Source organism: Peristeroidobacter soli (assembly GCF_004138485.1).
In the GTDB taxonomy this organism is placed as follows: domain Bacteria; phylum Pseudomonadota; class Gammaproteobacteria; order Steroidobacterales; family Steroidobacteraceae; genus Steroidobacter; species Steroidobacter soli.
In genome coordinates, this window is sequence record NZ_ML142848.1 from 254,233 (window position 1) to 279,699 (window position 25,467).

Below are 25,467 nucleotides of genomic sequence, written 5' to 3' on the forward strand. Positions count from 1 at the left end.
CACAGGCCGGCGGCGATGATGCCAACGATGCGGACGACTTAGAAGCGCCAGTCCACGCTCAGCGAGTAGTTACGTGGCGCACCGTAGTAGCCCACGTTGTACAGGCTGGTGATGTACTTCTCGTCGCCGATGTTGTTGACGTTGCCGCGGACCGTGATGTTCGGCTGGATATCCCAGGCCGCGAACGCGTTCACCAGCGCATAGCTGTCCTGGTAAACCGGGTGGAAGGTGTAATCCTCCTCACCCTTGATACCGCTCTGCCACTTGCCGCTGATGCCGAAGGATAGCGCCGTGAAACTCGGCACTCGCGCGCTGATCGTCGCATTGGCAGTCCGGCGCGGCACCCACGAATAGGTGTCGTCGCCGTCTTCGCCATCCATCCGCAGATAGGTGTAGCCGAGCAACACATCGACATTCTCGCCGAGCTTGCCGGTGGCCTCGAACTCGAGGCCCTCGGATTCGACGTCGACCCCTCGGTAGTAACCATAGGCGTAACCGGGCATGAAGATGGTGTCGACATACGTCGCGAGGCCATCCTGCTTCGCCTTGAACACGGCGAAGGTCGTCAACAGGCGCTGGTCCAGCCACTCGACCTTGACGCCGGTCTCGTAGTTCGTGCCCTTGGTCGGTGCCAGATAACCGCGGTTGATGTCGACCTGCTCCTGCGGCTGGAAGATGTACGAATAGTTGACGTAGCCGAGGACCCGGTCGGTGAAGTCGAACGTCAAGCCGGCATACGGAGCGAACTTGCGGTCGGTCTTGTCGGTGACCTGGCCGGTGTTGTCGACGGCATCGAGCGAGTATTCGGCCCAGTTGAAGCCGATGATGGCCTTCAATCGGTCGGTCAATGCCACCCGGCTCGCGCCGAACACGCGCTTCATCTCCTGGTCCATGGTCGTGTAAACCGCCTTCGCGCCCCACACCGGTTCGGGAATCGCGTCGCCGGCAAACGGGAAGGCGGGCAACGCCTGGAACTGCACGCCGGTCGTGTCCGTCGGGTTGTAGTAGTCCACGCCATCGCTCTTCGCCCAGCTCACGCCGAGCATCGCTTCACTCTCGCGGCCGAACAGCTCGAACCTGCCGTTGAGCTTCACGTCGACCAGATGCGCCTCGGTCTGGTACGGGCTGCGGTAGGCCCAGCCATACAACCCTTCGTGAGTCACCGGATCCATGCCGGCGAGCGAATACGCCATGAAGATCTTGGAGTCGTGCTCGTACAGGCGATAGTTGTACGACGTCTCCACTTTCCAGTCGTCGCCGAGCCGGTGGGTGTACTCGACGAAAGCGGCTTTCGTGGTGGAGTTCCAGTGCACCCAATCCTGAGTGGCCGAGGCGCTGCGATCCCAGTTGAGCCGATTGCCGTCGACATCCGTGAAGGTCAGCGCGCCCCACATGCCGTGGTCGGTCTTGGCCTCCTGCCAGGAATAGCCGAACGCCAGCGAGCCGTTCTCGCCGATCTGGCCGTCGATCACGCCGTAAACATATTTCGTACCGGACTCGAAGTCGCGCAGGTACGAATCGCTCTCCTCGTTCGCGACCACCAGGCGGCCGGCCCAGGTGCCCGCTTCGTTGAATGGCGTCGAGTAATCGGCCTCGACGCGGCGGCGATCCCAGGAGCCGATGGTCACGCCGATCTTGCCCTGCGCTTCGTTGGTCGGACGCTTGCGGACATAGTTGATGGTGCCGGAGGCGTTGCCGACGCCGGTCAGCAGACCGTTCGCGCCACGGATCACTTCCAGCTTTTCGAAGCCGAACGTGTCGATTCTGTTGGTGACCAGGCCCCAGCCGTTGGGCAGGCCGACGCCGTCGATCTGGGTGTTCTTGATCTCGAAGCCGCGCGCCAGGAACTGAGTGAGATTGGTCGAGGTCTGCTCGACCTGGATGCCGGTGGCCATGCGCAGCGAATCGTTCAGATTGTCCGAGCCGAACTGCTCCATCTGCTCCGCGTTGATCACGCTGATCGACTGCGGGGTTTCCTTGATCGCCATGTCCAGATTGGTGGCACCGCTGCTGACGCGCCGGGCGCGCTGGGCCACGACGAACACTTCCTCCAGCGACTCGGCTTTCATGTTCGAAGTGCCCGCGTCGGCGGTCGTCTGACCGTGCGCGGTGCCGGCAAACGCACCCGCTGCAAGAATCGCCGTGGACAGAACGCACTGGCGCCGGGGCGCCGCGGATCGAAGCTTCATTGGTACAAGGTCTCCCAGCCGATTTTCTCTATTAGGACTTTGTGATCCCCGGGGACCAATATGGGATCGTCGCGCGCTGCCGTCCATCCACTGGACGACAGGCGCCGAATCGCGGCTGAGCCTTGAAATTAAAAGATTTTTCTCACTCCGAGCGCAAGAATCCGCGCGTCATGCGGCACAAATGCGCAGATCCGCGCGGGCATGTCGCGAAGAAAGATAGGATCGGCGACCTCGAAACAGCGTCGAATCAATCAGCGCCGTTCTGCTTCGCATCGTCCTCGACCCGGGTGAACTCGATATCCCGCACCCAACCAAACTGAGCGCTCGCCTTGAATCCACGGATGCCCTGCTGCCGGTCGCGGACAAACCGGGCGATGAAACGATGCTCGAGCGAGACGAACTCATCCTCCAGCATGGGTTCGAGCGAGATCGCCGGCGTTTGAATCGATGGCCGGTCGCGTCCGCCGCGCATCGTCAGCCGCCCCTCCGCCACCGACACCTCGTACAACGTATCGAGCTCGGCGCTGTAGTAACGCCCCACATAGCCTTGCAGACGCGCCGCGCTTGGCTGCGCGACCTCGATCCGCTCGAACCTGCTGGTGCCGCTCGACAGACTGGGATGCAACTGCCGGAAACCTGGTGAAACAGCGCTGCCGTCCGGGGGCGCCGCGAATTCGAACTCACCTTTGACGCCGCTCGCCTCGAACCGATTCGCCGCAACCCGCCGCAATGTATGCTCGATGACGTCACCGACCATGTGCAGAGCACCGTCGCGCACGCTGACGATTCGCGGCAAGGCAAGCTGAGGATCGCGGTAGAACCCGACAAAACGCGCCAGGTCACTCATGCTCGATCGCTGCGTCGTCACGGAGTTGGAGCTATCCACAGTCGCTGGGATGCCGAGCAACGCGTCGGCAACCGCCATGACCAGCGAGTCCGCATACGCACCGTTGTTACACAGGCCGACGACGACCAGCGCGCGCTTCGGAAAGATCATGGCGTAGGTCTTGTAACCCAATCCCGAGCCGCCGTGGCTGAGCGTCTCGTTTCCTTTGTAGGGCGCAGTCTCCAGCCCGAACGCGTAATCGGTGCGCGAGCCGTCGGCGAGCAGCGCCGTTTCGCGTAACCTGCTTTGCAGTGCCTTGCCCCCCGGCAACAGACTCTGCGCGGCGATCAGATTGGCGGCCCAACGCTGGTAATCGTCCACGGTGGTCATCAATCCACCCGGACCGGGAGTGATCAGATTTTCCTGCGCGGTGGGTTGCCACCCCGCGGCCGTCTTCGAATACGGTTGAGCTCGCAGCACATCGGGCGGCGCGCCGTGTGCAAAGTAGGTGTGTGTCATTCCGAGCGGCTTGAAGATGTTGTCGGCCGCGAATGCCTGCAATGAACGTCCCGTGGCGCGCTCGACAATCTCCGCGAGCAGCAGATACCCTGAATTGTTGTAACTGAACTCGGTGCGCGGTACGAAGTTGAGGCGCTGCTGACGGGCGATGAGCTTCAGGATGGCCGGCTTGTCCCGATACAGATCGGGCTTGAACGTCAGTTTGACCAGATGATTGAAATCGCGCAGGCCGCTGACATGATGGATCAGATCGCGCACCGCCACTTTGTGACCATAGTCGGGCAGCTCCGTCAGGATTTTTCGAATGTCATCATCGAGACTGAAATATCCCTGCTCGGCGGCAATCGCGGCGGCGGCGGCGGTGAATTGCTTGGAGATCGACGCCGCGCCGAACACGGACTGCGGCGTGAGCGCCTTGCGATCCGTGAGGTCCGCCAGGCCAAAGGCCGTATGTAACAAAGCCCGCCCCGAGCGATAGGCGCCGATCGCGCATCCCGGCTCATCCGGCCGGGATGCCTGAGCGACGATCTGCGCGGCGCGGGCGACCCGAGCCGGGTCGTCCACTGCCGCGGCGTCGACCAACCCCGGCAGCAAACCGGCACACAACATCGCGACCCAACCGACGGCGCGGGATCTGTTCATCGCCATGACCTGTCGTCGCCCGGTTTTAGAACTTGTATCCGAGCTGCATGCCGATGGTGCGCGGCCGTGGAATGTAACCAAAGCCGGCGAGCGTGTTGGTCAAGCCGCGCCACGCGAACTCATCCACGTTCGTCAGGTTGTTTACGAACAGCTCGGCATCGACCCCGAGGAGATGCGCGCCGGTACGCAGATTGATCCGCGTATAGCCGCCCGATTTGGTGAGCGGGCTCTGCTGAAGATTGCCGTAGAACGTGCCGGTGTACGCACCGTCCAGGCGGGTGTAGGCATCGACGCTGGCCAGTGAGAAGTCGTACTGCAGGGCCAGATTGGCGACCACCTTCGGCGATCCCGGCAACCGATCGCCATCGAACGCATTCAGCGCCGGTGCATCCGCCGTCAACTCGGCATCGGTGTATGAAGCGCCGAAGTCCACTCGCAAGCCGTGCGTGAGTTGCAGGCTGCCCTGCAGCTCCGCTCCCGTCGACATCGCCTCGCCGGCATTCGCCACATAGAAATAGGCGGCCGAGCCGCACGTCACGCGCGTGTTGGTAGGCAGCCCCTCCCACTTGATCCGATAGGCGCTGCCGTTGAGCACCAGTCGACCGTCGAGCAACGTGAATTTGCCGCCCAGCTCGTAGTTGTCCAGCGTGTCGGAATCGATTTCACGCGTCGACGCCATGGTGATATCGGTGCCATCGACCAGACCGTCGCGGTTGGTGTCGCAGACCGCGTCGATGAGTCCGGCGCTCGGCCGGCCGAGCCGGAAGCCCTGCGACCAGCTGGCATACAGCATCGCGGTATCCGTGGGCTTGTAGCTCAGGTTGGCCTTGAAGTTCTCACCGGACTTGTCGATGTCGTTGTCGGAAACGTTGATCGCGCCCAACGCCGTACCGACGAACCAGCCCTGGGTTTCCAACCGGTTGTCGCGCTCATACCGATAGTGGCGCCCGCCCACGGTGAGCTCCAGTTGCTGCGTCAGCTGATAGGAGATCTCCGCGAACAGCGCATCTTGTTTCAGATCGCGGCGGTTGTCGTAGATGCCGAGGATGTCATCGACACCGTTGCCGCGGGGATTACGTGCCGGATCGATCAGCGTGCCATAGGTTTCCACCGAACTGGCATCGGATTTCTCATGGAACACGCCCGCCAGGAACTGCAGCGGACCGTCGAGCTTCGATGCCATGCGCAGCTCGGCGGACAACGCGCTGTAGGGGCTGCGCGTCATGGTGTCGTAGTAGGAGTTGAACGACGCACCGTTGCTGAACTCGGTCGCCGAATCGGTCCAGGACACCGACGCCACCAGATCGGCCCAGCTCACATCGTAATCGAGCACCAGGTTGGTGATGTCGACCCGGTTGTAATAGACATGATCGACCGCGCCGCGAATCGCATGCTGGGGACTGATACGAAAGCGGATGTAGCCGTAGCCATCGTCCAGGCCCTGCGATGAGCTGAAGCCTTGCTGCTCGGACGTCTGTCTCACATGCGACAGCGTCACCAGCAGATTATCGAGCGCCTGCCAGCCGATCGCCATGCGCCCGCCCACCTGTTCGTCGCTGCCGCGATCGCTTGCGTTCGTGGCCAGCGCCAGGGCTTGCGGCCCCAACAGCGTGGCGTAGGCCTGCATCTGCGGATCGGATCCGGACACGTTGTTGTAGTAGCCGCTGTTCTCATATTTGTAGCCGACCACGCGAACCGCCAGCCGGTCGTCGACCAGCGGCACGTTCAGAATCCCCTGAAACATCGTGTTGTCGCCGCCGTTGCCGCTGGTATTCGAATAGCTCGCGGCCACTTTGCCTTCGAAGCGGGTCAGCACCGGCGCCACCGGGATGGTGCGCACCGCGCCGCCGAGCGATGAGTCGCCGAAAGATGTGCCCTGGGGACCGCGCAACACCTCGACCCGCTCGATGTCCACCAGCTTGAGATCGACGCCGCTGCCGCCGAGCAGACCGGCGGAATTGGTGATCGGCGTCTCGCCGAAATAAGTCGCGACCGTGGTGCCGGCCCCGAAGTTCTGAGTATCCGGAGAAGTTTCGATGCCGCGAATGACGATCGCGTTGCTGGAAGCGCGGGTTTCGATGTAGCTGACGCCGGGTACCGCGGCGAGATAGTCGGCCATGCCCTTCAGGCCGCGGCGCTCGATCTCCTGGTTACCGATCGCGGTGATACTGATCGGCACGCCCTGGATACTCTCGGCGCGCTTGGTTGCGGTGACAATGATCTCGGCCACCACCGCCGAATCCTCGACGGCGGACGCCTTTTCAGGAGCCGGCGGAATCCGCCGCACGGCAATGGTGTTCTCGTTGAGATACTCGAACTCCAGCCCGCTGTTGGCCAGCAGCTTCTCCAGCGCAATCCGCGGCTTGTACTCGCCCACCAGGCGCTCCGAAGTGACGCCTTCGGCATCCGGGGTCTGCAGGATCACTTGCACACCGGCCTGACGCGCAAACTCATTGAGCGCCTCGCCGATGGGCTGCGCCTGGATGTCGAGCTTGACGGGCACCTCCTGCGCCCCCTGAGCGTGCGCCACGCCGAGCGCCGCGAGAATTGCCGTCAATAACAGTGCACGATGCGTCCGCATGATGATTCGCTCCCCGACTTTCATGTTGGTGGACCCGCGCCCGATGCCGGGCATCGCGCGGCCCTTACTGATGAAGATCGGCCTCGACAGAATCTGTTTACCGAGGTAAACAAAAATCGCCCCGAACCGATCATTACTCCCATGAGTCGAGAGAATCACGACCTGTCCGACGCCGGCGCGGAGCCGCCTGCCCCACGCGACGGGCCGAACGCAAGCGGACCCGCGTTCGAGGAATTGCGTGGCGGGTTGCGCAGTTACCTGAGGCGTCGCCTGCGGCGCGCCGAGGACGTGGAGGATCTCGCCCAAGAGGTTTACTTGAGGCTGCTGCGCTTCACCGATAGCAAGCAGGTGAAGTCGCCTGCAGCCTATGCATTCAGGGTGGCCCTGCACGTCCTGTACGAATTCAATCTGCGCCAGCACCGCAGCCCGATCACGTACAACTCCGACTCGGCCGCGGCCGCCGCCGAACATCTTCCCGACAGCGCGGCGCCGCCCGAAGAGATCCACGATCAGTTGCTGCTGCGGGCGACGCTCAAGGAACGCATCGATCGGCTGCCGCCGATGCAGCGACTGGTGCTGTTGCTGACCACCCGCGAAGAGCTGTCCTACGACGAAATCGCGGTCAAACTCGGCATTTCCGCGAGCACTGCCCGCGTCCACCTGTTTCGAGCCATGGCCACCCTCAGGGATGAAGCCTCCAAGCAAGGACCCCCATGAAAACCCACGATCATGACCGGGAGCGCAGGCTCATCAGCCAACAGGCGCAGCAATGGATCTGCGATCTGCGCGACGCCCGGCAGGACCAGGAAGCCGAGTTCACGCGCTGGCTGAAACGCTCGCCGCAGCATGTGGCTGAATTTCTGTTGGCGACGTCCCGCTGGGATGAGATGCGCGACATCGGGCGGCTGGATGCCACCGATCTGGAGGCGCTCGCCGCCGAGGCGCTTACGAGCGAGAACCGGGACAATGTCGTTCGCCTCAATCCCGGGGCGCCCGCCGAGATCGAACCGCCGGCCCTCGAACCCACCGCGACGGCCCATCGACGCCTGGGGCGCGCAGCGGCCTGGACGATCGCCGCGAGCTCGATACTGGCGATCACGATGATCGCGTGGGCAGGCTGGCGCATCCATGCCGGGCCGACTTACGCGACCGCGGTCGGTGAGCAGCGGACCTTGCAGTTGCCGGATGGATCGCTATTGCAATTGAACACGCACTCACGCGTGCAGGTGCATTTCTCCTCGACGTCGCGCGACGTGCGGCTGCTGGAAGGCGAAGCGTTCTTTAGCGTGCAGCACGACCCGACCCGACCGTTCCGCGTCGAATCCGCCGGGACCGTGGTTCAGGCCGTAGGCACGCAATTCAATGTGTATCGCGACGGCAGCGAGACCAAGGTGGCGGTCATCGAAGGGCGCGTTCGCATCGTCGATCACACCGCCGAGCGCGAACAGGAACCCCAGCAACTGCTGAGTGCCGGCGAGCAAGTCAGCATCGCACCGGACCGTTCCGTGATCAAAGACCCCAGCGACGACGTCGCCAGCGCGGTTGCCTGGCGACAGCGCAAGCTGGTATTCAATGGCAAGCGGCTGGAGGAGATCGCGGCGGAATTCAATCGCTACAACCAGCGACGGATCGTCGTCACCGACGACGCGGCCGGCAACAAACTGCTGTCCGGGACCTTCAACGCCGACGATCCGGATTCGCTGATGTTGTTTCTCGGCCGCCTGGACGATCTCAGGGTGCAAACGACCGCCGACCAGTTCCTGATCGGCGGCCGCTGATCTCAATACAGATCGAACCAGGCCTTCACCCCCGACGCGCCGATCGAGTCGATGGTGAACTCGTGGCCCGCCGCGTGCTGAAGCTCCTGGGTCGCGACGCCCGCCGATAGCAGCGCCTGGTAGTACTGATCGACAGTCGACACCGGCACGAACGGATCGAGCTGCCCCCGCGCTGACCGGTCACCGTGCCTTCGAAATCCAATACCGGTCACCTGACAGCAAGCGACAGTTCCCGTTGTCGCAAGATCCGATACACCGCCGGAATCACCAGCAGCGACAGCAGCGGCGCCGTGATCATTCCACCCACCATTGGTGCGGCGATCCGCTGCATCACCTCCGAACCCGTGCCATGGCTCCACATGATGGGCAACAGGCCGGCGATGATGACGCTCACGGTCATGACCTTGGGCCGCACGCGTAGCACCGCGCCCTCGCGGATCGCTTCGTCGAGCAAGGCCAATGTCGGTGGCCGTCCCGATGCAAGCCGTTCCTCCCAGGCCTGCTTGAGATAGATGAGCATGACGACACCGAACTCCGCGGCGACGCCCGCGAGCGCGATGAACCCCACGGCGGTCGCAATCGACACCTGATGCCCCAGCAGATAGACGTACCAGAATCCGCCGATCAGTGCGAACGGCAAAGTTCCCATGATGAGCAATGCCTCATCGACCCGACGGAACGTGAGATAGAGCAATACAAAGATCACGACCAGGGTGAACGGCACCACGATCCGAAGTTTGGCCTGCGCACGCTCCATATATTCGAACTGCCCGGACCAGGCAATCGAGTAGCCGGCTGGCAGACCGACCTCACGCGCGACCGCTTTCTTCATGTCCTCGACGGCTGACGCAAGATCCCGCCCACGCAGGTCGACATAAACCCATCCCGACAACCGCGCGTTCTCGCTTCGAAGCATCGGCGGGCCATTGGTGATTTTCAGCTCGGCCACGGTGCCGAGAGTGATTTGAGCCCCGCTGGCGGTCACGATGGGCAATTGCCGCAGATCGGATAGCGAGTCGCGCAACTCACGCGGATAACGCACGCTGATGGGAAAGCGCTGCCGGCCTTCCACCGTCTCCGCAATCGTCTCACCGCCAATCGCCGCAGTAATGATGCTCTGGACCCCATCGATGTTCAGACCATAACGTCCCGCCGCATCACGATCGATGTGCACTTCAACATAGCGACCGCCGGTGAGCCGTTCGGCCAACGCGGACGTAACGCCAGGCACCTGCTTCACTGTCTGCTCGATCTGCTGAGCGACGCGATCGATGACGGCCGGATCGGCGCCGGCAATCTTGATGCCCACGGGACTCTTGATGCCCGTGGCCAGCATGTCGATACGATTCCTGATGGGCGGCACCCAGGTATTCGCGAGCCCCGGGATCTCGAGGGTTCGATCCAACTCCTCGATGAGCGCTTCAGTCGTCAGTCCCTCACGCCACTGATCGCGCGGCTTGAATTGAACCGTGGTCTCGACCATTTCGATCGGTGCCGGATCGGTCGCGGTCTCCGCCCGCCCCATCTTGCCGAACACCCGCTGCACTTCGGGAACGGTCATCAACAGCCGATCCATCTGCTGCAACAACTGCGAAGCCTTGCCCACCGACAGCCCGGGCAACGCCGAGGGCATGTACAACAGATCCCCCTCATCGAGCGGCGGCATGAACTCACTACCCACTCGCATGATCGGGAATGCGGTGAATGCCAGCAGAATCATGCCGACCACGATGGTGAACACCGGTCGCTCGAGCACCCGATCGAGCAGCGGTCGGTAGCCACGCACCAGCCATCGACTCAGCGGATTCCTGTCTTCCGCTGGAATGCGCCCGCGAATGAAGTAGCCCATGAGCACCGGAACGAGCGTGACAGCAAGCCCGGCTGCTGCCGCCATCGCGTAGGTCTTGGTGTAGGCGAGCGGCGCGAACAGGCGTCCTTCCTGCGCCTCGAGCGTGAAGATCGGAATAAACGATAGCGTGATGATCAGCAGACTGAAGAACAGCGCCGGACCGACTTGCACGCTCGCATCGCCAACGAGCTTCCAATGCTCCGCGGATGACAGCTCGCGCTCCGGGTTGGCTTCGCGCCAACGCTCCAGATGCTTGTGCACGTTCTCGATCATGACGATCGCGGCGTCGACCATCGCGCCGATGGCGATTGCAATGCCGCCGAGCGACATGATGTTCGCATTGATCCCCTGGTAGTACATGATCACGAAGGCGATGAGCACGCCCAACGGCAGCGAGACGATGGCCACCAGCGCTGAGCGCAGATGAAACAGAAACACCAGGCACACCAGCGCAACGACCACGAATTCCTCGGCCAGTTTGCTGGTGAGATTGCGCATCGAACGCTCGATCAACCCCGAGCGGTCGTAGGTCTCTACCACCTCCACGCCTTCCGGCAGTCCGGGTTTGAGCTGTTCGAGCTTGCGCTTGACGGCCTGGATGGTTTCGAGCGCATTCTTCCCCGAACGCATCACGATGATGCCGCCGGTCACTTCTCCTTCGCCATCGAGCTCGGCTATGCCTCGCCGCAGATCCGGTCCCAGCTGTATGTGAGCCACGTCGCCCAACTTCACCGGCACACCCGATGCGTCGGCCCGCAGTGGAATCTTTCGAAAATCATCCAGGCTTCGCAGATACCCAGTGGCACGCACCATGTACTCCGCCTCGGCAAGCTCGAGCACTGAGCCACCCGCTTCCTGATTCGCGCCACGGATCGCTTCGATGACCTCTCGATGTGAGATTCCGTAAGCGCGCAGCCGATCCGGCTGTAGCACGACCTGATACTGGCGCACGGCACCGCCGAGCGTGGCCACTTCCGCGACGTTCGGCACGCTCTTGAGTTCGTACTTGAGAAACCAGTCTTGAATGGCGCGCAGCTGCGACAGGTCGTGCCGGCCGGTGCGATCCACGAGCGCATATTCATAGATCCAGCCCACCCCGGTCGCATCCGGCCCGATGGAGGGCTGCACGTTGGCAGGCAACCGCCCCTGCACCTGATTCAGATATTCGAGCACACGCGAGCGCGCCCAATACAAATCGGTGCCGTCCTCGAACAGGATATAAACGAAGGAGTCGCCGAAAAACGAGTAGCCCCGAACCGCTTTCGCACCGGGCACGGACAGCATCGTCGTGGTCAACGGATAGGTGACCTGATCCTCGACGATGCGGGGCGCCTGCCCCGGATAGGAAGTGCGAATGATCACTTGCACATCGGACAGGTCCGGCAAGGCATCCAGGGGCGTGCGTGAGACGGCCCATGTTCCCCATGCGGCAAACACAATCGTCGCGAGCAGGACCAGGAAACGATTCTGCAGCGACCAGCGAATGAGCGCTGCAATCATTGCCGCGGCTCCTTCGCATCGCCCGACAGCCGCGACACCGTCGATCTGAGGCTCGCCTCCGAATCGATCAGGAACTGACCTGACAGCACGATCGACTGCCCTTCCGTCAGCCCGGAGAGAATCGCCGTCTTACCATTCGCTTCCGCTCCGACGCTGACGTTCACAACGTCGAAGCCACCTGCTTCGCGCGCCACGACGACCACCGTGCGCTCCCCCGTCATGATCACCGCTTCGCTTGGAACCAAGAGCTGTTCCCGACCTGCGTTACCCGCGAACTCGAGCGAAACGAACATGCCGGGCGCGAGTTTGAACGCCGGGTTCTCGATCTCGATGCGGACCGGCAGCGTGCGTGTCTGTGGCTCGATCTCTGGCAACAGCGCCACCACGTGGCCTTTGAAGCTCACGCCTGGCCACGCCGTGGCGTGAGCAGTCGCGCTCGACCCAATCGGGATCGATGCAACCTGCGCCTCGGGCACCTGGGCGTTGGCCCACACCGTCGTCAGTCCATTGATTCGGAACAGTGCCGCGCCCGCTGGAAACGCAGCACCCTCACGCACAGCAAGCTCCGCCACGACGCCATCGACGGGCGCCACCACTGTCGTCGTCGCATTCGTGTGACGGTTCTTCTCCAGATCGAGAATCGTGGACTCGGGCACACCGAGCACTGCGAGTCGTCGCCTGGCAGCTTCACGAATTCCCTGCCCGCGCTCCGACTGAGCATCGAGCAGCGTGAGATATTCCTCCTGCGCGGCGAGCCATGCCGGCGACTGAATATCGACAAGCGGTTGACCGCGACGCACGCGCTCCAGTACGGACTTCACATGGAGTCGAATGACATAGCCTTCGACGCGAGACTGCACGACTTCGAGCAGGCGCTCATCAAAGGCAACGTTGCCCACCGTGCTCAATCGCGACTGCAGAGCCCCTTTCTCCACCGTTCCCAGCCGAATGCCTAGATTCTGTGAGACAGCCGGACTCACCGTCACTTGCGTACCGCTCACTTCGTCGTCCACGTATACGGGCACCAGATCCATGTCCATGAACGGCGACTTGCCTGGCTTGTCGAAGCGCGATCCCGGCGACATGGGGTCGTGCCAATAAAGTACTTTGCGTTCGGCCTGCTCCACGGCGATCTCGCTCGACGGACGCCGTGAAATCGCGACGCCGACAGCCACTCCGATCAGCAACGCAACCATCGCAGCTGCAATCAATTTATAGTCGCGGCTCATGGCTGAGCGCTCCCCGCGACAGTGCGCGTCGGATAGTTGAGATACGCCAGATAGGCCCACGCAGCGCCGAGATCCGCCAGCACCTTTGCGTGCTCGCGCTCGAGCGCGAACTCATCGATCCGCGCGTCGAGCACTTCAGCGATGGCTGTCTGGCCCGACTGGAATCCTGCGAGCGTTGCCCGCGATCGCTCGCGCGCTATCGGCAATCGGTCCCGCTCCAGTAGTTGAATGCGTGCGCGTGCGCTCTCCCAAACCTCCAGCTGTTGGGCCACCTCCGCCGTGTGCATGCGAAGTTGCGCCTCCCGTTCGCTTCGCAACTGCTCCAGCTCGGCATGGCGCGCGGCGATGACAGGGTCCTGTCGAGTACCGCCAAAGATCGGCAGCCCAACGCGCACCTGAAACGACACCATGTCGCCGTACACATCGCCGCGCTTGCCGTAGGAGAGCTCCGTTGTGATATCCGGCCGCTTCTGCGCACGGGCGAGATTGAGACGCGCATCGGCGGCTGACAGCTCAGCGTCCAATGTTTCCAATGCGACGTGTTGATGAATCGAGGCGAGCAGGACCTCACGCGGCGCTGGGAGCTGATCGACAGGACCCGGCGCGGACAGCTCACGACCTGCATCGTCACCCAGCCATCGAGCCAGCTCGATCCTTGCAATCTTTTCGATGCGACGCGCTTCGAGCAGTCGATCTTCGAATTCGCCAACAGCCGACGCCGCCGCGAGTGCATCCGCCGCCGTGCCCCGGCCGCTCGCCAGAGCAGTCCGTGCGACTTCGGCTTGCAACATGACCTCCGGACGACTCTCCTCCAGACTCAAGGCCACCTTCTGTGCCGCATACACGTCGAACCAGGCGCGGCTCACCTGCACGGCGATTTCCTGCTGTTCCTGCAGGGACCTTGCCCGAGCGGTTTTTATCTGAGCCTCGGCCTGCTCGCGTTCCGAAGCACGCTTGCGTGAATTCGGGAACGTTTGCATGACGCCGATCTCGCGCATCGTCATCTCCTCGCGATCGAAGCTCCAGGCATTGCGGCCTTCCATGGGCACGTTCACTGCCCCCACCAGCAGTTCCGGATCCGGCAACCGGCCCGCAGCGACAGCTGCGTGCTGAGCGGCTTCAACCATTGCCGCTCGCGCCTGCAATTCCGGCGCACGGTGCAGGGCCAGCTCGATGGACTGTTCGAACGACAAAGGATCGGAATACGCCGCAGTCGCGGGCATGAGAACGAGCGCTGTCGCGAGCAACGCGCTCAGGGACCTGACGAACATACATTCCTCGTGAGCGCGCACCGACGCGCGCTCGTGAAGCAAATGGAATTGGAATGCGGCAGCCTCGCAGTCGACCGTTACGTCAACGCGGATGAGCCGCGGGCTTCACATGCCGAGGATATTTAGAGGCGTAGACGCCCGGTGCGCAGGTAGGTGTCCTGCTGAGGAATGATGAGCGGAGGATCGATCGGTGCTCTGGACAAGAGCACCGGCGGCGCGCGCGGCATGACGAAGCCCGGCTGCGCACTGCCCTCGGCAGGCAATGATGTTTGCTCGTCGTGGTGTTGCTGTGTCGAAACTGAGGATGAGTTCGACGTCGCCGCCGGCGCACAACAGACCAGAGCCGCCGGGTCCTGCGCCGGATGGCTCCGCTCAGTTTCGCAAGGCACGCCTTCCGGACAACAGTCGCGCTGCTCAGGCATGACGCTGCAAGCCAGCGACGGGGTGACCCAGCCACACAGGCTCAGCAACAGAATGCAAAGGAACCGCAGGGAGCGACTCATGGGCGCAGTCTACCGCCCGGAAGAATGGGCCTACAAGGCGACTGGCTCTGAGGACGTCCGTAACAACGCGTAGCGCCCCTGAAGCCACGGCAGGGTGTGAACCAGTCGGATCCCTGGCGGTCCATGCAAGGGACCGCCGACGCCACCGTCCAAGATGAACGTCACAAAGCCGCCATCAAGTTCGTGAGAAACTGCCCGCCCTGAGGCATACTAACTGCATGTTACGTCACTCCCCCATCGCCAGGCTCCTGTGGCTGCTCGCCATAGCGCTGCTATTGGTGCGGGTTGGAGAGGCGCATCTGCATCTGTGCCTGGATGGCCAGCAGCAACAATCGGTGGCCGTGCACGTCGAGGACGCGCCGACGCACAGCGGTACCGAAGCGTCCACCGATGATCACAACGACGTGGATGTCGATCTCTCGGTCGCTCCCTGGGTCAAGAAGATCGGCGTCGACGAACTGCCAGTCATCGTGTTTGCAAGCATCCTGCTCGCGATGCTGCTGCCGATCACACAGAGCACGCGCCGTCCGGCCCGGCGGGTCATTCCCCCTCTCGCCTCTGTCTTCGATCTCCGTCCGCCGCTGCGCGGACCGCCTCGCTAAACCTCCGTTCTTCAGTCATTCCCTGTGACGTCACGCGTGTGAACCCGCGCGTGCTGTAGGAGGTTTTTTCATGCGATCGGCATTTGCACGCGCCTGGGCGTCGTGCGCTCTATTGTTTTTGTCTGTTGTTTGTTCCGCTGAATCGGCCAATCCGGAGGGCGAGCTGACGCTGGCGCGTGCCATCGACGCCGCCCTGCGCAGCAATCCCGACCTGCTGGCGAGCGCGTATGAATTGAGCGCCGCTCAAGCACGAATCGTGCAGGCGGAGTTGCGACCGAATCCGGAATTGGGCGTGGAGCTGGAGAATTTTGCGGGCACCGGTGCGGCTCGGGGAGTCGACTCGCTCGAGACGACGCTCAGCCTCAGCCAGGTCGTCGAACTGGGCGGCAAGCGAGGCTTGCGTCGCGCGGCCGCGGAGGCCGATCTGGATTTCACCGGTATCGAACAACGCGCTCGCGAGTTGGATGTCCTGTCGGAAGTCACGGGGCGATTTATCGATGTCGTCGCCGCGCAGGAAAGGGTTCGCTTCGCCATACAGGCAGCGGCGCTCTCCCAGAAAACGCTCGATGCCATCGGCGCTCGCGTCGAGGCGGGACGTTCCCCGGAAGCAGAGCGCAGCCGAGCACGGATCGCGCTGACTCGGGCACTCATCGAACAGCGACAGGCGGAAAGCGAGCTGCGCGCAGCTCGTTACGCTCTCTCCGCCGCGTGGGGCAGCCCCGAGCCCGCATTCACTACGGCCAGAGCAGAGCTATTCGATCTGCGTGCAGTGGAATCCTTCCAGGCGCTGATGGACCGCCTGGAACAGTCACCCGATTTCACTCGGTTCGCGTCGGAAGCACGCCTGCGCGAAGCGGAGTTGCGACTTGCCCGCGTCCAGGCTCGGCCGAACCTCACTTTCAGCGTCGGCGTGCGGCGTTTCGAAGAGACCCATGACGCTGCGCTCGTCGCCGGCTTCTCGATGCCGCTACCGGTCTACGACCGGAATCAAGGCTCGATTCGGGAAGCGCAAGTCCGGCTCACCCAAACAGACGCGCTTCGCAACGCCGCTCGCATCAAGGCGCGCGCCAGCCTGCTTGCTCTGTATCAGGAAATGAATACGGATCGCGCTCGCGTCGACACGTTGCGAAACGAGGCCCTGCCTCAAGCGCAACTCGCGCTCGAGCAGACACGCAGCGGTTACGACCGTGGGCGCTTTTCCTTCCTGGAGCTCATCACGGTCCAGGAGGAACTGCTCGGGTTGCAAGCTGCGGCCATCGATGCCGCCGCCGCCTACCACCGCGTGCTGGCTGAGATCGAACGTCTCACCGGCGCCGCCCTCACCCGCCCGATTTCACCTTGAGTTGCCCCCATGAATCAAAAATCACTATTGGTGTTGATCGCCGCGGCGTTGGCCCTCAGCGGTTGCGGCGGCCCCGGTCCCACTACAGAGGCAGCATCCGCGCGAACCACGCCCGACCACGACGAGCATGGCGAAGAAAGCAGCGAGCCGAAGCCTGTCGCGCTGACGCCCGAACAAATTCAGGCCGCGGGAATCGTCGTCGCTGAAGCCGGCCCGGCCATCATCCGCGAGACATTGCCGGTCTACGGCGTGATCGCACCGAATGCCGAGCGCGTCCGGGATGTCGGTGCCCGCTTCCCTGGCGTGATTCGCACCGTCACCGCGAAAATCGGCGACTCCGTGCGCGCCGGTCAAACATTGGCCACCGTCGAGAGCAACGAGAGCTTGCAAACTTACGCGGTCGTCGCGCCCCTCAATGGCGTCGTCTCCGCGCGCCAGGCAAACCCGGGCGAGCAGACCGGCGACAAGGTGCTGTTCACGATCGCCGACCTGTCGTCCGTATGGGTTGAGCTCTCACTGTTTCCTCGCGACATGGCAAAAGTGCGCGTCGGCCAGACGGTTCGGGTGTCGAGCAATGACACGGGCGTGAACGCCGACGGCAAGATCGTCTACGTCGCGCCTTTCGGCAGCAGCGCCAATCAAACGTTGACCGCGCGAGTGCTCCTCGACAACGCCGATCGCCGCTGGGCTCCCGGATTGTATGTAACGGCGCATGTCACGCTTGGCGAGAATCAGGTTCCGCTCGTCGTTCGCAACGAAGCCTTGCAGACGCTGGAGAACGACAACGTCGTGTTCGTTCACGCCGAGGAAGGATTCAAACCGCGACCTGTGCGCATCGGTCGTGCCGACGGCCAGCTGAGCGAAGTGACGGCTGGACTGCAAGCGGGCGAACGCTATGCCGCCGCGAACAGCTACATCCTCAAGGCCGAGCTGGGCAAAGGCTCGGCCGAGCACGGACACTAGGAGCCCGCCCATGATCGACGCAATCCTGCGTTTTTCGATTGCCCGGCGCTGGCTGGTGCTGTTCCTGGTGCTGGTCGCCGCCGCCGCCGGCCTCTGGAACTATCAACGCCTGCCCATCGACGCGGTGCCCGACATCACCAACGTCCAGGTTCAGATCAACACCCAGGCGCCCGGCTACTCGCCGCTCGAAGTCGAGCAGCGCATCACCTATCTGGTCGAGGTTGCGATCGCGGGCCTGCCGCACCTGGAGTACACGCGCTCGCTGTCTCGCTATGGATTGTCACAAGTCACCGTGGTGTTCCAGGACGGGACCGACATCTACTTCGCCCGCAATCTGATCAACGAACGCCTGCAACAGGCGAAGAGCCAGCTGCCCGGCGGCATCGAACCGGAGATGGGCCCGATTGCCACCGGCCTGGGCGAAATCTATCTCTACACCGTGCACGCCGACGCGGATGCCCGTCAGCCCGACGGACGCCCCTACGACGCCACTGCCCTTCGTACGTTGCAGGACTGGGTCATTCGTCCCCAGTTGCGCCAGGTTCCGGGCGTGACCGAGGTCAATACCATTGGCGGCTTTGAAAGGGAATATCACGTCACGCCCGATCCCGCGCGACTGCTCGCGTTCGGGCTGAGTTTCGACGACATCGTGGCGGCGCTGGAAAAGAACAACGCCAACGTCGGCGCCGGCTACATCGAGCGCAACGGTGAACAGTATCTGATCCGCTCGCCCGGCCAGGTCGCCGACATTCCGTCCATCGAACAGATCATCGTCGCGCATCGCGGTGGCGTACCGGTCACGATTCGAGACGTCGCGGAGGTGGCCTACGGCAAGCAGTTGCGCACCGGCGCGGCCACACGCGACGGCGAAGAGACCGTACTCGGCACGGCGGTGATGCTGATCGCGGAAAACAGCCGCACCGTCTCGAAGGCCGTGTCTGAAAAGCTCGCCGAGATCAACAAGACCTTGCCCGCGGGAATCACCGCCGATCCCGTCTACGATCGCACGGTGCTCGTCGAGAAAACCATCGCCACCGTTCAAAAGAATCTGCTCGAAGGCGCGATACTGGTCGTTGCGGTCCTGTTGCTGATGCTGGGCAACGTCCGCGCCGCCCTGCTGACAGCCGCAGTCATTCCGCTTTCGATGTTGATGCTGATGACCGGCATGGTGCAATCGAAAGTCAGCGCCAATCTGATGTCGCTCGGCGCGCTCGACTTCGGCCTGATCGTCGACGGCGCCGTGATCATCGTCGAGAACTGCATCCTGCGGCTGTCACAGCGGCAACATCGGCTCGGACGGTTGCTGAATCTGGAAGAGCGCTTGAAGGCGGTGTTCTCCGCCACTCGCGAAGTGTTCACGCCGAGCCTGGTCAGCGTGCTCGTGGTCATTCTGGTCAATCTGCCCATCCTCGCCCTCACCGGCGTGGAAGGAAAGATGTTCCGGCCCATGGCGCTCGCCGTCATCATCGCGCTGATCGCGGCTCTCATCCTGTCACTGACGCTCGTGCCCGCCGCAGTCGCGCTGTTCCTGACTGGCAGGATCGAGGAAAAAGAGAACGCGATCGTGCGAGGCGCGCGCCATGCCTATGCGCCCATCCTCGAGGGTGCATTGAGGTTCCGGACGTTCATCCTCGCCGGCGCGGTACTCTTCGTCGGGCTCTGCGGGTGGATCGGTTCGCGCATGGGCTCGGAGTTCATTCCCAATCTCGACGAGGGCGACCTCGCGGTTCAAGCGCTGCGTATTCCGGGCACCAGCCTCACTCAATCGCTGGAGATGCAGTTCCAACTGGAGCGCGCGCTGCGAGACGTGCCGGAGGTGAAGACGTACTTCTCCCGTGTCGGCACCGCCGAAGTGGCGACCGATCCGATGCCACCGAACATTTCGGACGGCTACATCATGCTCAAGGATCGCAGCGACTGGCCCGATCCCAGGAAGACCAAGGCCGAGCTGGTGAAGCAGATCGAGGAGAAGCTCGAGGCCATTCCGGGCAACGCGTTCGAAATCAGTCAGCCCATTCAACTGCGCTTCAATGAACTGATCTCGGGCGTGCGTTCGGACCTGGGCATCAAGATCTACGGCGACGACCTGGATCAGTTGTTGAAATCGGGTAACGCCATCGCGCGCGTCCTGAATGGCATCGAGGGCGCCGAGGGTGTGAAAGTCGAACAGGTGGCGGGCCTGCCCGTTCTGTCCATCGAACCCAATCGCGCGGCGCTGTATCGCTATGGCCTGAATGTCGCGGACGTTCAGGACGTGCTCTCCGCCGCGACCGGTGGCGAAGAAGCAGGTCAGATCTTCGAAGGCGATCAGCGCTTCGGCGTGGTGGTTCGACTGCCGGAGCATCTGCGTGCGGATGTCACCAATTTGTCGCGCCTGCCCATCTCGCTGCCTCAGGGCGGCTATGTGCCGCTTGGCGAAGTTGCAGCGCTGCAGCTCGCGCCCGGACCGAATCAGATCAGTCGCGAGAATGGCAAACGTCGGCTGGTGGTTTCGGCGAACGTACGCGACCGTGACTTGGGTGGCTTCGTAACGGAAGCGCAAGCCAAGATCGCGCAGGAGATCGAACTGCCGTCGGGATATTGGCTCGACTACGGCGGCACGTTCGAGCAACTGCAATCGGCATCGCAACGGCTCGGCGTGCTGGTGCCCGTGACGCTGGTGATGATCTTCGCGCTGCTGCTGATGACATTCGGCTCGGCGAAAGACGCCGCTCTGGTGTTCAGCGGCGTCCCGCTGGCGCTCACCGGCGGTGTCATCGCACTTTGGATTCGCGACATCCCGTTGTCGATCACTGCAGGCGTCGGGTTCATCACGCTGTCCGGTGTCGCTGTGCTCACTGGGGTCATGATGGTGTCCGCATTCCGCGATCGACTCGCAAATGGAGTGGGATTGGAGGATGCGATCCGAGAAGGCGCGATGATGCGCTTACGTCCGATCTTGATGGTCGCACTCGTAGCCGCCCTCGGATTTCTACCCATGGCGCTGAACACGAGCACGGGCGCGGAAGTGCAGCGGCCGCTGGCCACCGTCGTCATCGGCGGCATTCTTTCCTCGACGCTGCTGACCTTGCTGGTGCTGCCCGGTTTGTATCGCATGGCCTACCGGCCCGAGTCGGTTCGCGTCACCCCGGCACAGACATTACAGGAGTCTCACTGATGAAGCGCCAGCTACGCCGGCCAGCGAATATGCAGCTCGTCGATGACGAAGGCATGCGAGTGCTGGTGCCCGCCGTCGCGCAGGTGAGGATGGTCCGGCGGCAGGTCGTCATGACGATGTGCGAGGATTTCCTTGTCACGACGCGGCCAGGCGATCGAGGCAACGAGCACGCCCGCCGCGGCGAGGCCCGTCATCGCCAGCAGCGCCGACGCCGTTCCCGCCCGTGCGCCCAGCCAGCCCACCAGCGGATAGGCAATCAACCAGCACGCGTGTGACAAAGAGAACTGCGCAGCGAACAGCGCCGGGCGATCTGCTTCATGCGAAGACCGACGCAGGAGCCGACCGCCTGGTGTGACCAGAGCCGCGTACGCCGCACCGAGCGCAAGCCAGGCGACTAACAGCATGGGCCAGCGCGAAGATGAAGACAGCGACGACCACAGCGCCCCTTGCAGCGCCAGCACGAGCGTCAGAGCGACGCCGCCGGTCATCATCACGATACGATCCGACCAGCGCCGCAGAATGCGGGGTAAACAGAACGCCATCGTCATGGACCCAGCGCCAAACGCCGCGAGCGCCAGCGCGACCGCTCGGTCCGAATGTCCCAGCTCACTACGCACGATCACCGCGGTATTCACGATGACCATCGCGCTTCCGGCAGCTGCCGCGAGGTTGAGCGCCATCAGTCCACGCAATCGTGGCGTCAGCAGATAAATTCGAATGCCACGCGTGAGCTTCTCTCGAACGGTTGTCTGCAACGTCGGCAAGACAGCCCGTGGCAGCACCACCGAGACAACCAGCAACGCAGAGCCCAGAAAGCCGAGCGCCGTGCCGACGAACAACGCGTTGTAGCTGACGACAAGCAACAGCACCGCCGCCAGCGCCGGGCTGAGCAGCGTCTCCAGATCATAGGCAAGCCGCGAGAGCGACAACGCCTTGGTGTAATCCTTCTCCTGCGGCAACACCTCCGGAATGGTGGCCTGGAAGGTCGGCGTGAACGCCGCCGAACAACTCTGCAAGACGAAGATCAGCACGTAGATCTGCCAGATCTGGGTAACGAATGGCAGCACGGCAACGACAGCCAGTCGCGCCAGATCGAGCGTCACCAGCAACGTCCGACGCGGCAGACGATTCGCGTAGGCGCCCGCGATGGGCGCGATCCCCACGTAAGCAATCATCTTGATCGCCAGCGCGACACCGAGCACGGCGCCGGCACTTTTCCCAGCGAGGTCGTATGCCAGCAAGCCCAACGCAACGGTGGCCAGCCCCGTCCCGACCAGCGCGACGATCTGCGCCAGGAACAGGTGGCGATACGTGCGGTCGGCAAGCACCGCGAACAGGGAATCTCCGCTCTTCATAGCCATGCGCGCCATTCTCAGCGCAAAGCCCGCTCCGATCGATAAGCAAGGTTACGGGGGGACTGATGCACCAGACTATAGAGCGCAGGCAGCACGATCAACGTCAGCAAAGTGGACGACACGATGCCGCCGATGACCACCGTCGCCAGCGGCCGCTGCACCTCGCTGCCGATGCCGGTGTTGAAAGCCATCGGCACGAATCCCAGAGCGGCCACCAGCGCCGTCATCAGCACCGGTCGCAGCCGGGTCGAAGCACCCTGACGAATCGCCGCCTCGAGCGATACCGCCCGGCTGCGCAACTCGCCGATGAATGTCACCATCACCAGTCCGTTGAGCACGGCGATGCCGGACAGCGCGATGAAACCCACGGCCGCTGAAATGGAGAACGGAATGTCGCGCATCCAGAGCGACAGTACGCCGCCCGTCAATGCCAGCGGCACCCCGGAGAAAATGACGGCGGCATCCCTCATCGAGCCCAAGGCGAAATACAACAGACCGCCGATGACGAGCAGCGTCAGTGGCACCACCACCCCGAGCCGCTTCGAGGCAGACTCGAGTTGCTCGAACGTGCCGCCGTATTCAATCCAGTAACCCGCCGGCAATGCGACTCGCTCCGACACAGCTGCACGCACGTCACCCACGAACGAACCGAGATCGCGACCGCGTACGTTTGCTGTCACGACCACGCGACGTTTGCCGCTCTCCCGATTGATCTGGTTGACGCCCGCTTCCAACTGCAGCTGCGCGATCTCGCCCAACGGCACATAGCCGCCCGCTCGCACTGGCACCGGCAGCAGTTGCAACGAATCCATATTGGTTCGTAACTTCTCGGGCAGACGCACGACGATGTCGGAACGGCGGTCGCCCTCGTAGAACGCGCCGCCCACCGAACCGCCGACGGCAGTGGCGACCAGATCCTGAACCTCGGCTACGTTGATTCCCAAACGTGCCATGGCTTCGCGCTTCGGCAGCACGGTCATCACCGGCAAGCCAGTGGCCTGTTCGACGGCAACGTCGGCTGCGCCGCTGACGCTCTCGACGGCATCGCCAATCTCACCGCCCAGTTGCACCAGCGTATCGAAATCGTCGCCAAACACCTTGACCGCGAGCTCGGCACGCACCCCCGCGATCAGTTCGTTGAAGCGCATCTGAATCGGCTGCAGGAACTCATATCGATTGCCCGGGATCGGCGCGACATGCCCGGCGAGCTCGGCGACGAACCGGGCTGTGGGCTTGTCGGGATCGGGCCATTGATCGCGAGGCTTCAGGATGATGAAGTTGTCGGCCACGCTCGGCGGCGCCGCTTCGGTGGCGACTTCAGCCGTGCCGATCTTCGCAAACACCCGCTCCACCTCGGGCAATTCCTGCACGCGCGCCTCCAGCAATTTTTGCTGCTGGATCGCCTGAGTCAGCGACGTTCCCGGAATGCGCAGGGCATGCATGGCGACGTCGCCTTCGTCCAGATTCGGAATGAATTCCGTGCCGAGCCGTGTGACCAGCCATCCGCAGAACAAGGTCAGCACCACCGCCGCACTCACCACAGGCCAGCGCAATCGAAGCGCCAGGCCGATCAGCGGCTCGTAGGCCGAGTTCGCCGCACGCACGATGACGTTGTGCTTCTCCGGCATGGGCTTGCGAAACAGCAACGCGACGCCCGCCGGCACGAAAGTCAGCGACAGCATCATGGCGCTGATCAATGCGATGATCACAGTGATCGCCATTGGATGAAACATCTTGCCCTCGACGCCTGTGAGCGCCAGGATCGGCAGATACACGGCCGCGATGATGAAGACGCCGAACATCGCCGGTCGCAGCACTTCACGGGTCGCCTCGAACACGATGCTCAGGCGCTCGGACAGCGCCAGCTCGTGATCCTCGCGAGTCACCGCCAGCGACAGACGCCGCAGACAGTTCTCCACGATGATCACCGCGCCATCGACGATGAGCCCGAAATCGAGCGCGCCCAGGCTCATGAGGTTGGCGGTGACCCCGCTTTGGACCATGCCCGTGATGGTCATCAGCATGGCCAGTGGAATGACCGCCGCCGTCAGCAGCGCGGCTCGAACGTTTCCGAGCAGCAGGAACAGAACGACAATGACCAGCAACGCACCTTCGACCAGATTCTTCTCGACGGTGGCGAGCGTCTTTTCGACCAGTCGTGTTCGATCGTAGACCGCCGTCACCGTGATGCCCTCGGGCAGACTGGCCTTGATCCGATCGAGCCGGTCGGCAACGCGACGCGCGACCTCGCGACTGTTCTCGCCTATCAGCATGAAGACGGTGCTCATCACGACCTCGCGGCCGTTCTGAGTCGCCGCGCCGGTGCGCAGTTCCTGGCCGATATCCACCGTCGCGACATCTCGCACGCGAAGCGGCACGCCATCGAGTTCCTTGACCACGATACTCCCGAGGTCCTCGATGGACAGGGCCTGCCCCGGCACTCGCATGAGCCACTGGGCGCCGTTGTGCTCGATGTAACCCGCGCCACGATTGCCGTTGTTTGTTTCCACGGCTCGCAGCAGATCGGCCTGAGTCAGGCCGTGAGCCAACAGTCGCGCCGGATCCGGCGCAATCAGAATCTCCTTGCGATAGCCACCGATCGGATTGACCTCGATCACCCCGGGGACACGCAACAGCTGCGGACGAATGATCCAATCGTGCACGGTACGCAGGTCGGTCGGCGTCACCTCGCTGCCGTCGGCATTTCTGGCGCCCGGTTCGGCATCGACCGTGAACATGAAGATCTCGCCGAGGCCCGTGGCAATCGGCCCCATTACCGGCTCACGTCCTTCCGGCAGGTTGCCGCGCACCGCCAGCATTCGCTCGGCCACCAACTGACGCGCGAAGTAGATATCGGTGCCGTCTTCGAACACGACAGTGACTTGCGATAGTCCGTAACGCGACAGCGAGCGCGTGTAGGACAGGCGGGGCAGCCCGGCCATCGCGGTCTCGAGCGGCGTGGTGATCCTCTGCTCCGCTTCGAGCGGCGTATAGCCCGGCGCCTCGACGTTGACGATCACCTGAACATTGGTGATGTCCGGCACGGCGTCGATGGGCAATCGCAGGAAACTGAAGACACCGAGCGCTGCGACCAGCAGTGTCGCCAGTATGACCAGTCCGCGGCGGCGGATGGATAGATTCAGGATGCGTTCGATCACGAT

16 protein-coding genes are annotated in these 25,467 nt (G+C 63.0%); 6 read left to right on the forward strand and 10 right to left on the reverse strand.

Annotated features, from left to right (window positions below):
• Positions 1 to 38 precede the first annotated feature (38 nt).
• From EKO19_RS00990 to EKO19_RS01000, 3 genes are all read right to left on the reverse strand, one after another.
• Positions 39 to 2,189: a TonB-dependent siderophore receptor gene (locus tag EKO19_RS00990; RefSeq protein WP_217705064.1), complete on the reverse strand. Its 2,151-nt coding sequence runs from the start codon at positions 2,187 to 2,189 to the stop codon at positions 39 to 41.
• Positions 2,190 to 2,436: 247 nt separating this feature from the next.
• On the reverse strand, positions 2,437 to 4,176 hold the full coding sequence (locus EKO19_RS00995) for a serine hydrolase domain-containing protein (RefSeq protein WP_157995050.1): 1,740 nt from the start codon (positions 4,174 to 4,176) through the stop codon (positions 2,437 to 2,439).
• A gap of 25 nt (positions 4,177 to 4,201) precedes the next feature.
• Positions 4,202 to 6,757 (reverse strand): TonB-dependent receptor, encoded by a 2,556-nt coding sequence (locus EKO19_RS01000; RefSeq protein ID WP_175596916.1) that lies wholly within the window; start codon positions 6,755 to 6,757, stop codon positions 4,202 to 4,204.
• Between EKO19_RS01000 and EKO19_RS01005 the strand changes: the two genes are divergently transcribed.
• On the forward strand, positions 6,746 to 7,474 hold the full coding sequence (locus EKO19_RS01005; protein ID WP_129774552.1) for an RNA polymerase sigma factor: 729 nt from the start codon (positions 6,746 to 6,748) through the stop codon (positions 7,472 to 7,474). The two genes, EKO19_RS01000 and EKO19_RS01005, sit on opposite strands and share 12 nt — an antisense overlap.
• On the forward strand, positions 7,471 to 8,535 hold the full coding sequence (locus EKO19_RS01010; RefSeq protein ID WP_129774553.1) for a FecR family protein: 1,065 nt from the start codon (positions 7,471 to 7,473) through the stop codon (positions 8,533 to 8,535). Before EKO19_RS01005 ends, EKO19_RS01010 begins: the two co-directional genes overlap by 4 nt.
• Positions 8,536 to 8,537: 2 nt before the next feature.
• Here EKO19_RS01010 and EKO19_RS38100 read toward each other — a convergent pair whose 3' ends face one another.
• The 5 genes from EKO19_RS38100 to EKO19_RS01030 all read right to left on the reverse strand — a co-directional run bounded on the left by EKO19_RS38100 (position 8,538) and on the right by EKO19_RS01030 (position 14,887).
• Positions 8,538 to 8,684, reverse strand: coding sequence for a hypothetical protein (locus EKO19_RS38100; RefSeq protein ID WP_157995051.1), 147 nt, complete (start codon positions 8,682 to 8,684; stop codon positions 8,538 to 8,540).
• 59 nt (positions 8,685 to 8,743) lie between these two features.
• Positions 8,744 to 11,884, reverse strand: a complete 3,141-nt coding sequence (locus tag EKO19_RS01015; RefSeq protein WP_129774554.1) for an efflux RND transporter permease subunit — start codon at positions 11,882 to 11,884, stop codon at positions 8,744 to 8,746.
• Complete coding sequence (locus EKO19_RS01020) at positions 11,881 to 13,113, reverse strand: efflux RND transporter periplasmic adaptor subunit (protein WP_129774555.1); 1,233 nt, start codon at positions 13,111 to 13,113, stop codon at positions 11,881 to 11,883. The genes EKO19_RS01015 and EKO19_RS01020 overlap by 4 nt, the downstream gene beginning before the upstream one ends.
• Positions 13,110 to 14,384, reverse strand: a complete 1,275-nt coding sequence (locus tag EKO19_RS01025) for a TolC family protein (protein WP_129774556.1) — start codon at positions 14,382 to 14,384, stop codon at positions 13,110 to 13,112. The genes EKO19_RS01020 and EKO19_RS01025 overlap by 4 nt, the downstream gene beginning before the upstream one ends.
• Before the next feature lie 122 nt (positions 14,385 to 14,506).
• Positions 14,507 to 14,887, reverse strand: a complete 381-nt coding sequence (locus EKO19_RS01030) for a hypothetical protein (RefSeq protein WP_129774557.1) — start codon at positions 14,885 to 14,887, stop codon at positions 14,507 to 14,509.
• A gap of 218 nt (positions 14,888 to 15,105) precedes the next feature.
• Here EKO19_RS01030 and EKO19_RS01035 point away from each other — a divergent pair, with 218 nt between their 5' ends.
• From EKO19_RS01035 to EKO19_RS01050, 4 genes are all read left to right on the forward strand, one after another.
• Positions 15,106 to 15,489 carry a hypothetical protein gene (locus EKO19_RS01035; RefSeq protein ID WP_129774558.1) on the forward strand — a complete coding sequence of 128 codons (384 nt, stop codon included), beginning with the start codon at positions 15,106 to 15,108 and terminating at the stop codon, positions 15,487 to 15,489.
• Between the two features lie 70 nt (positions 15,490 to 15,559).
• Positions 15,560 to 16,831, forward strand: coding sequence for a TolC family protein (locus tag EKO19_RS01040; protein ID WP_129774559.1), 1,272 nt, complete (start codon positions 15,560 to 15,562; stop codon positions 16,829 to 16,831).
• 9 nt (positions 16,832 to 16,840) lie between these two features.
• Entirely contained in the window at positions 16,841 to 17,794 is a 954-nt protein-coding gene (locus EKO19_RS01045) for an efflux RND transporter periplasmic adaptor subunit (RefSeq protein ID WP_129774560.1), read from the forward strand.
• A gap of 10 nt (positions 17,795 to 17,804) precedes the next feature.
• Entirely contained in the window at positions 17,805 to 20,951 is a 3,147-nt protein-coding gene (locus EKO19_RS01050) for an efflux RND transporter permease subunit (protein ID WP_129774561.1), read from the forward strand.
• 11 nt (positions 20,952 to 20,962) lie between these two features.
• Here the strand turns inward: EKO19_RS01050 and EKO19_RS01055 are convergent, their stop codons facing one another.
• Both EKO19_RS01055 and EKO19_RS01060 read right to left on the reverse strand, forming a co-directional pair.
• Positions 20,963 to 22,288, reverse strand: a complete 1,326-nt coding sequence (locus EKO19_RS01055) for an MFS transporter (RefSeq protein WP_129775942.1) — start codon at positions 22,286 to 22,288, stop codon at positions 20,963 to 20,965.
• A gap of 35 nt (positions 22,289 to 22,323) precedes the next feature.
• Complete coding sequence (locus EKO19_RS01060; RefSeq protein ID WP_129774562.1) at positions 22,324 to 25,464, reverse strand: efflux RND transporter permease subunit; 3,141 nt, start codon at positions 25,462 to 25,464, stop codon at positions 22,324 to 22,326.
• Positions 25,465 to 25,467: the final 3 nt, after the last annotated feature.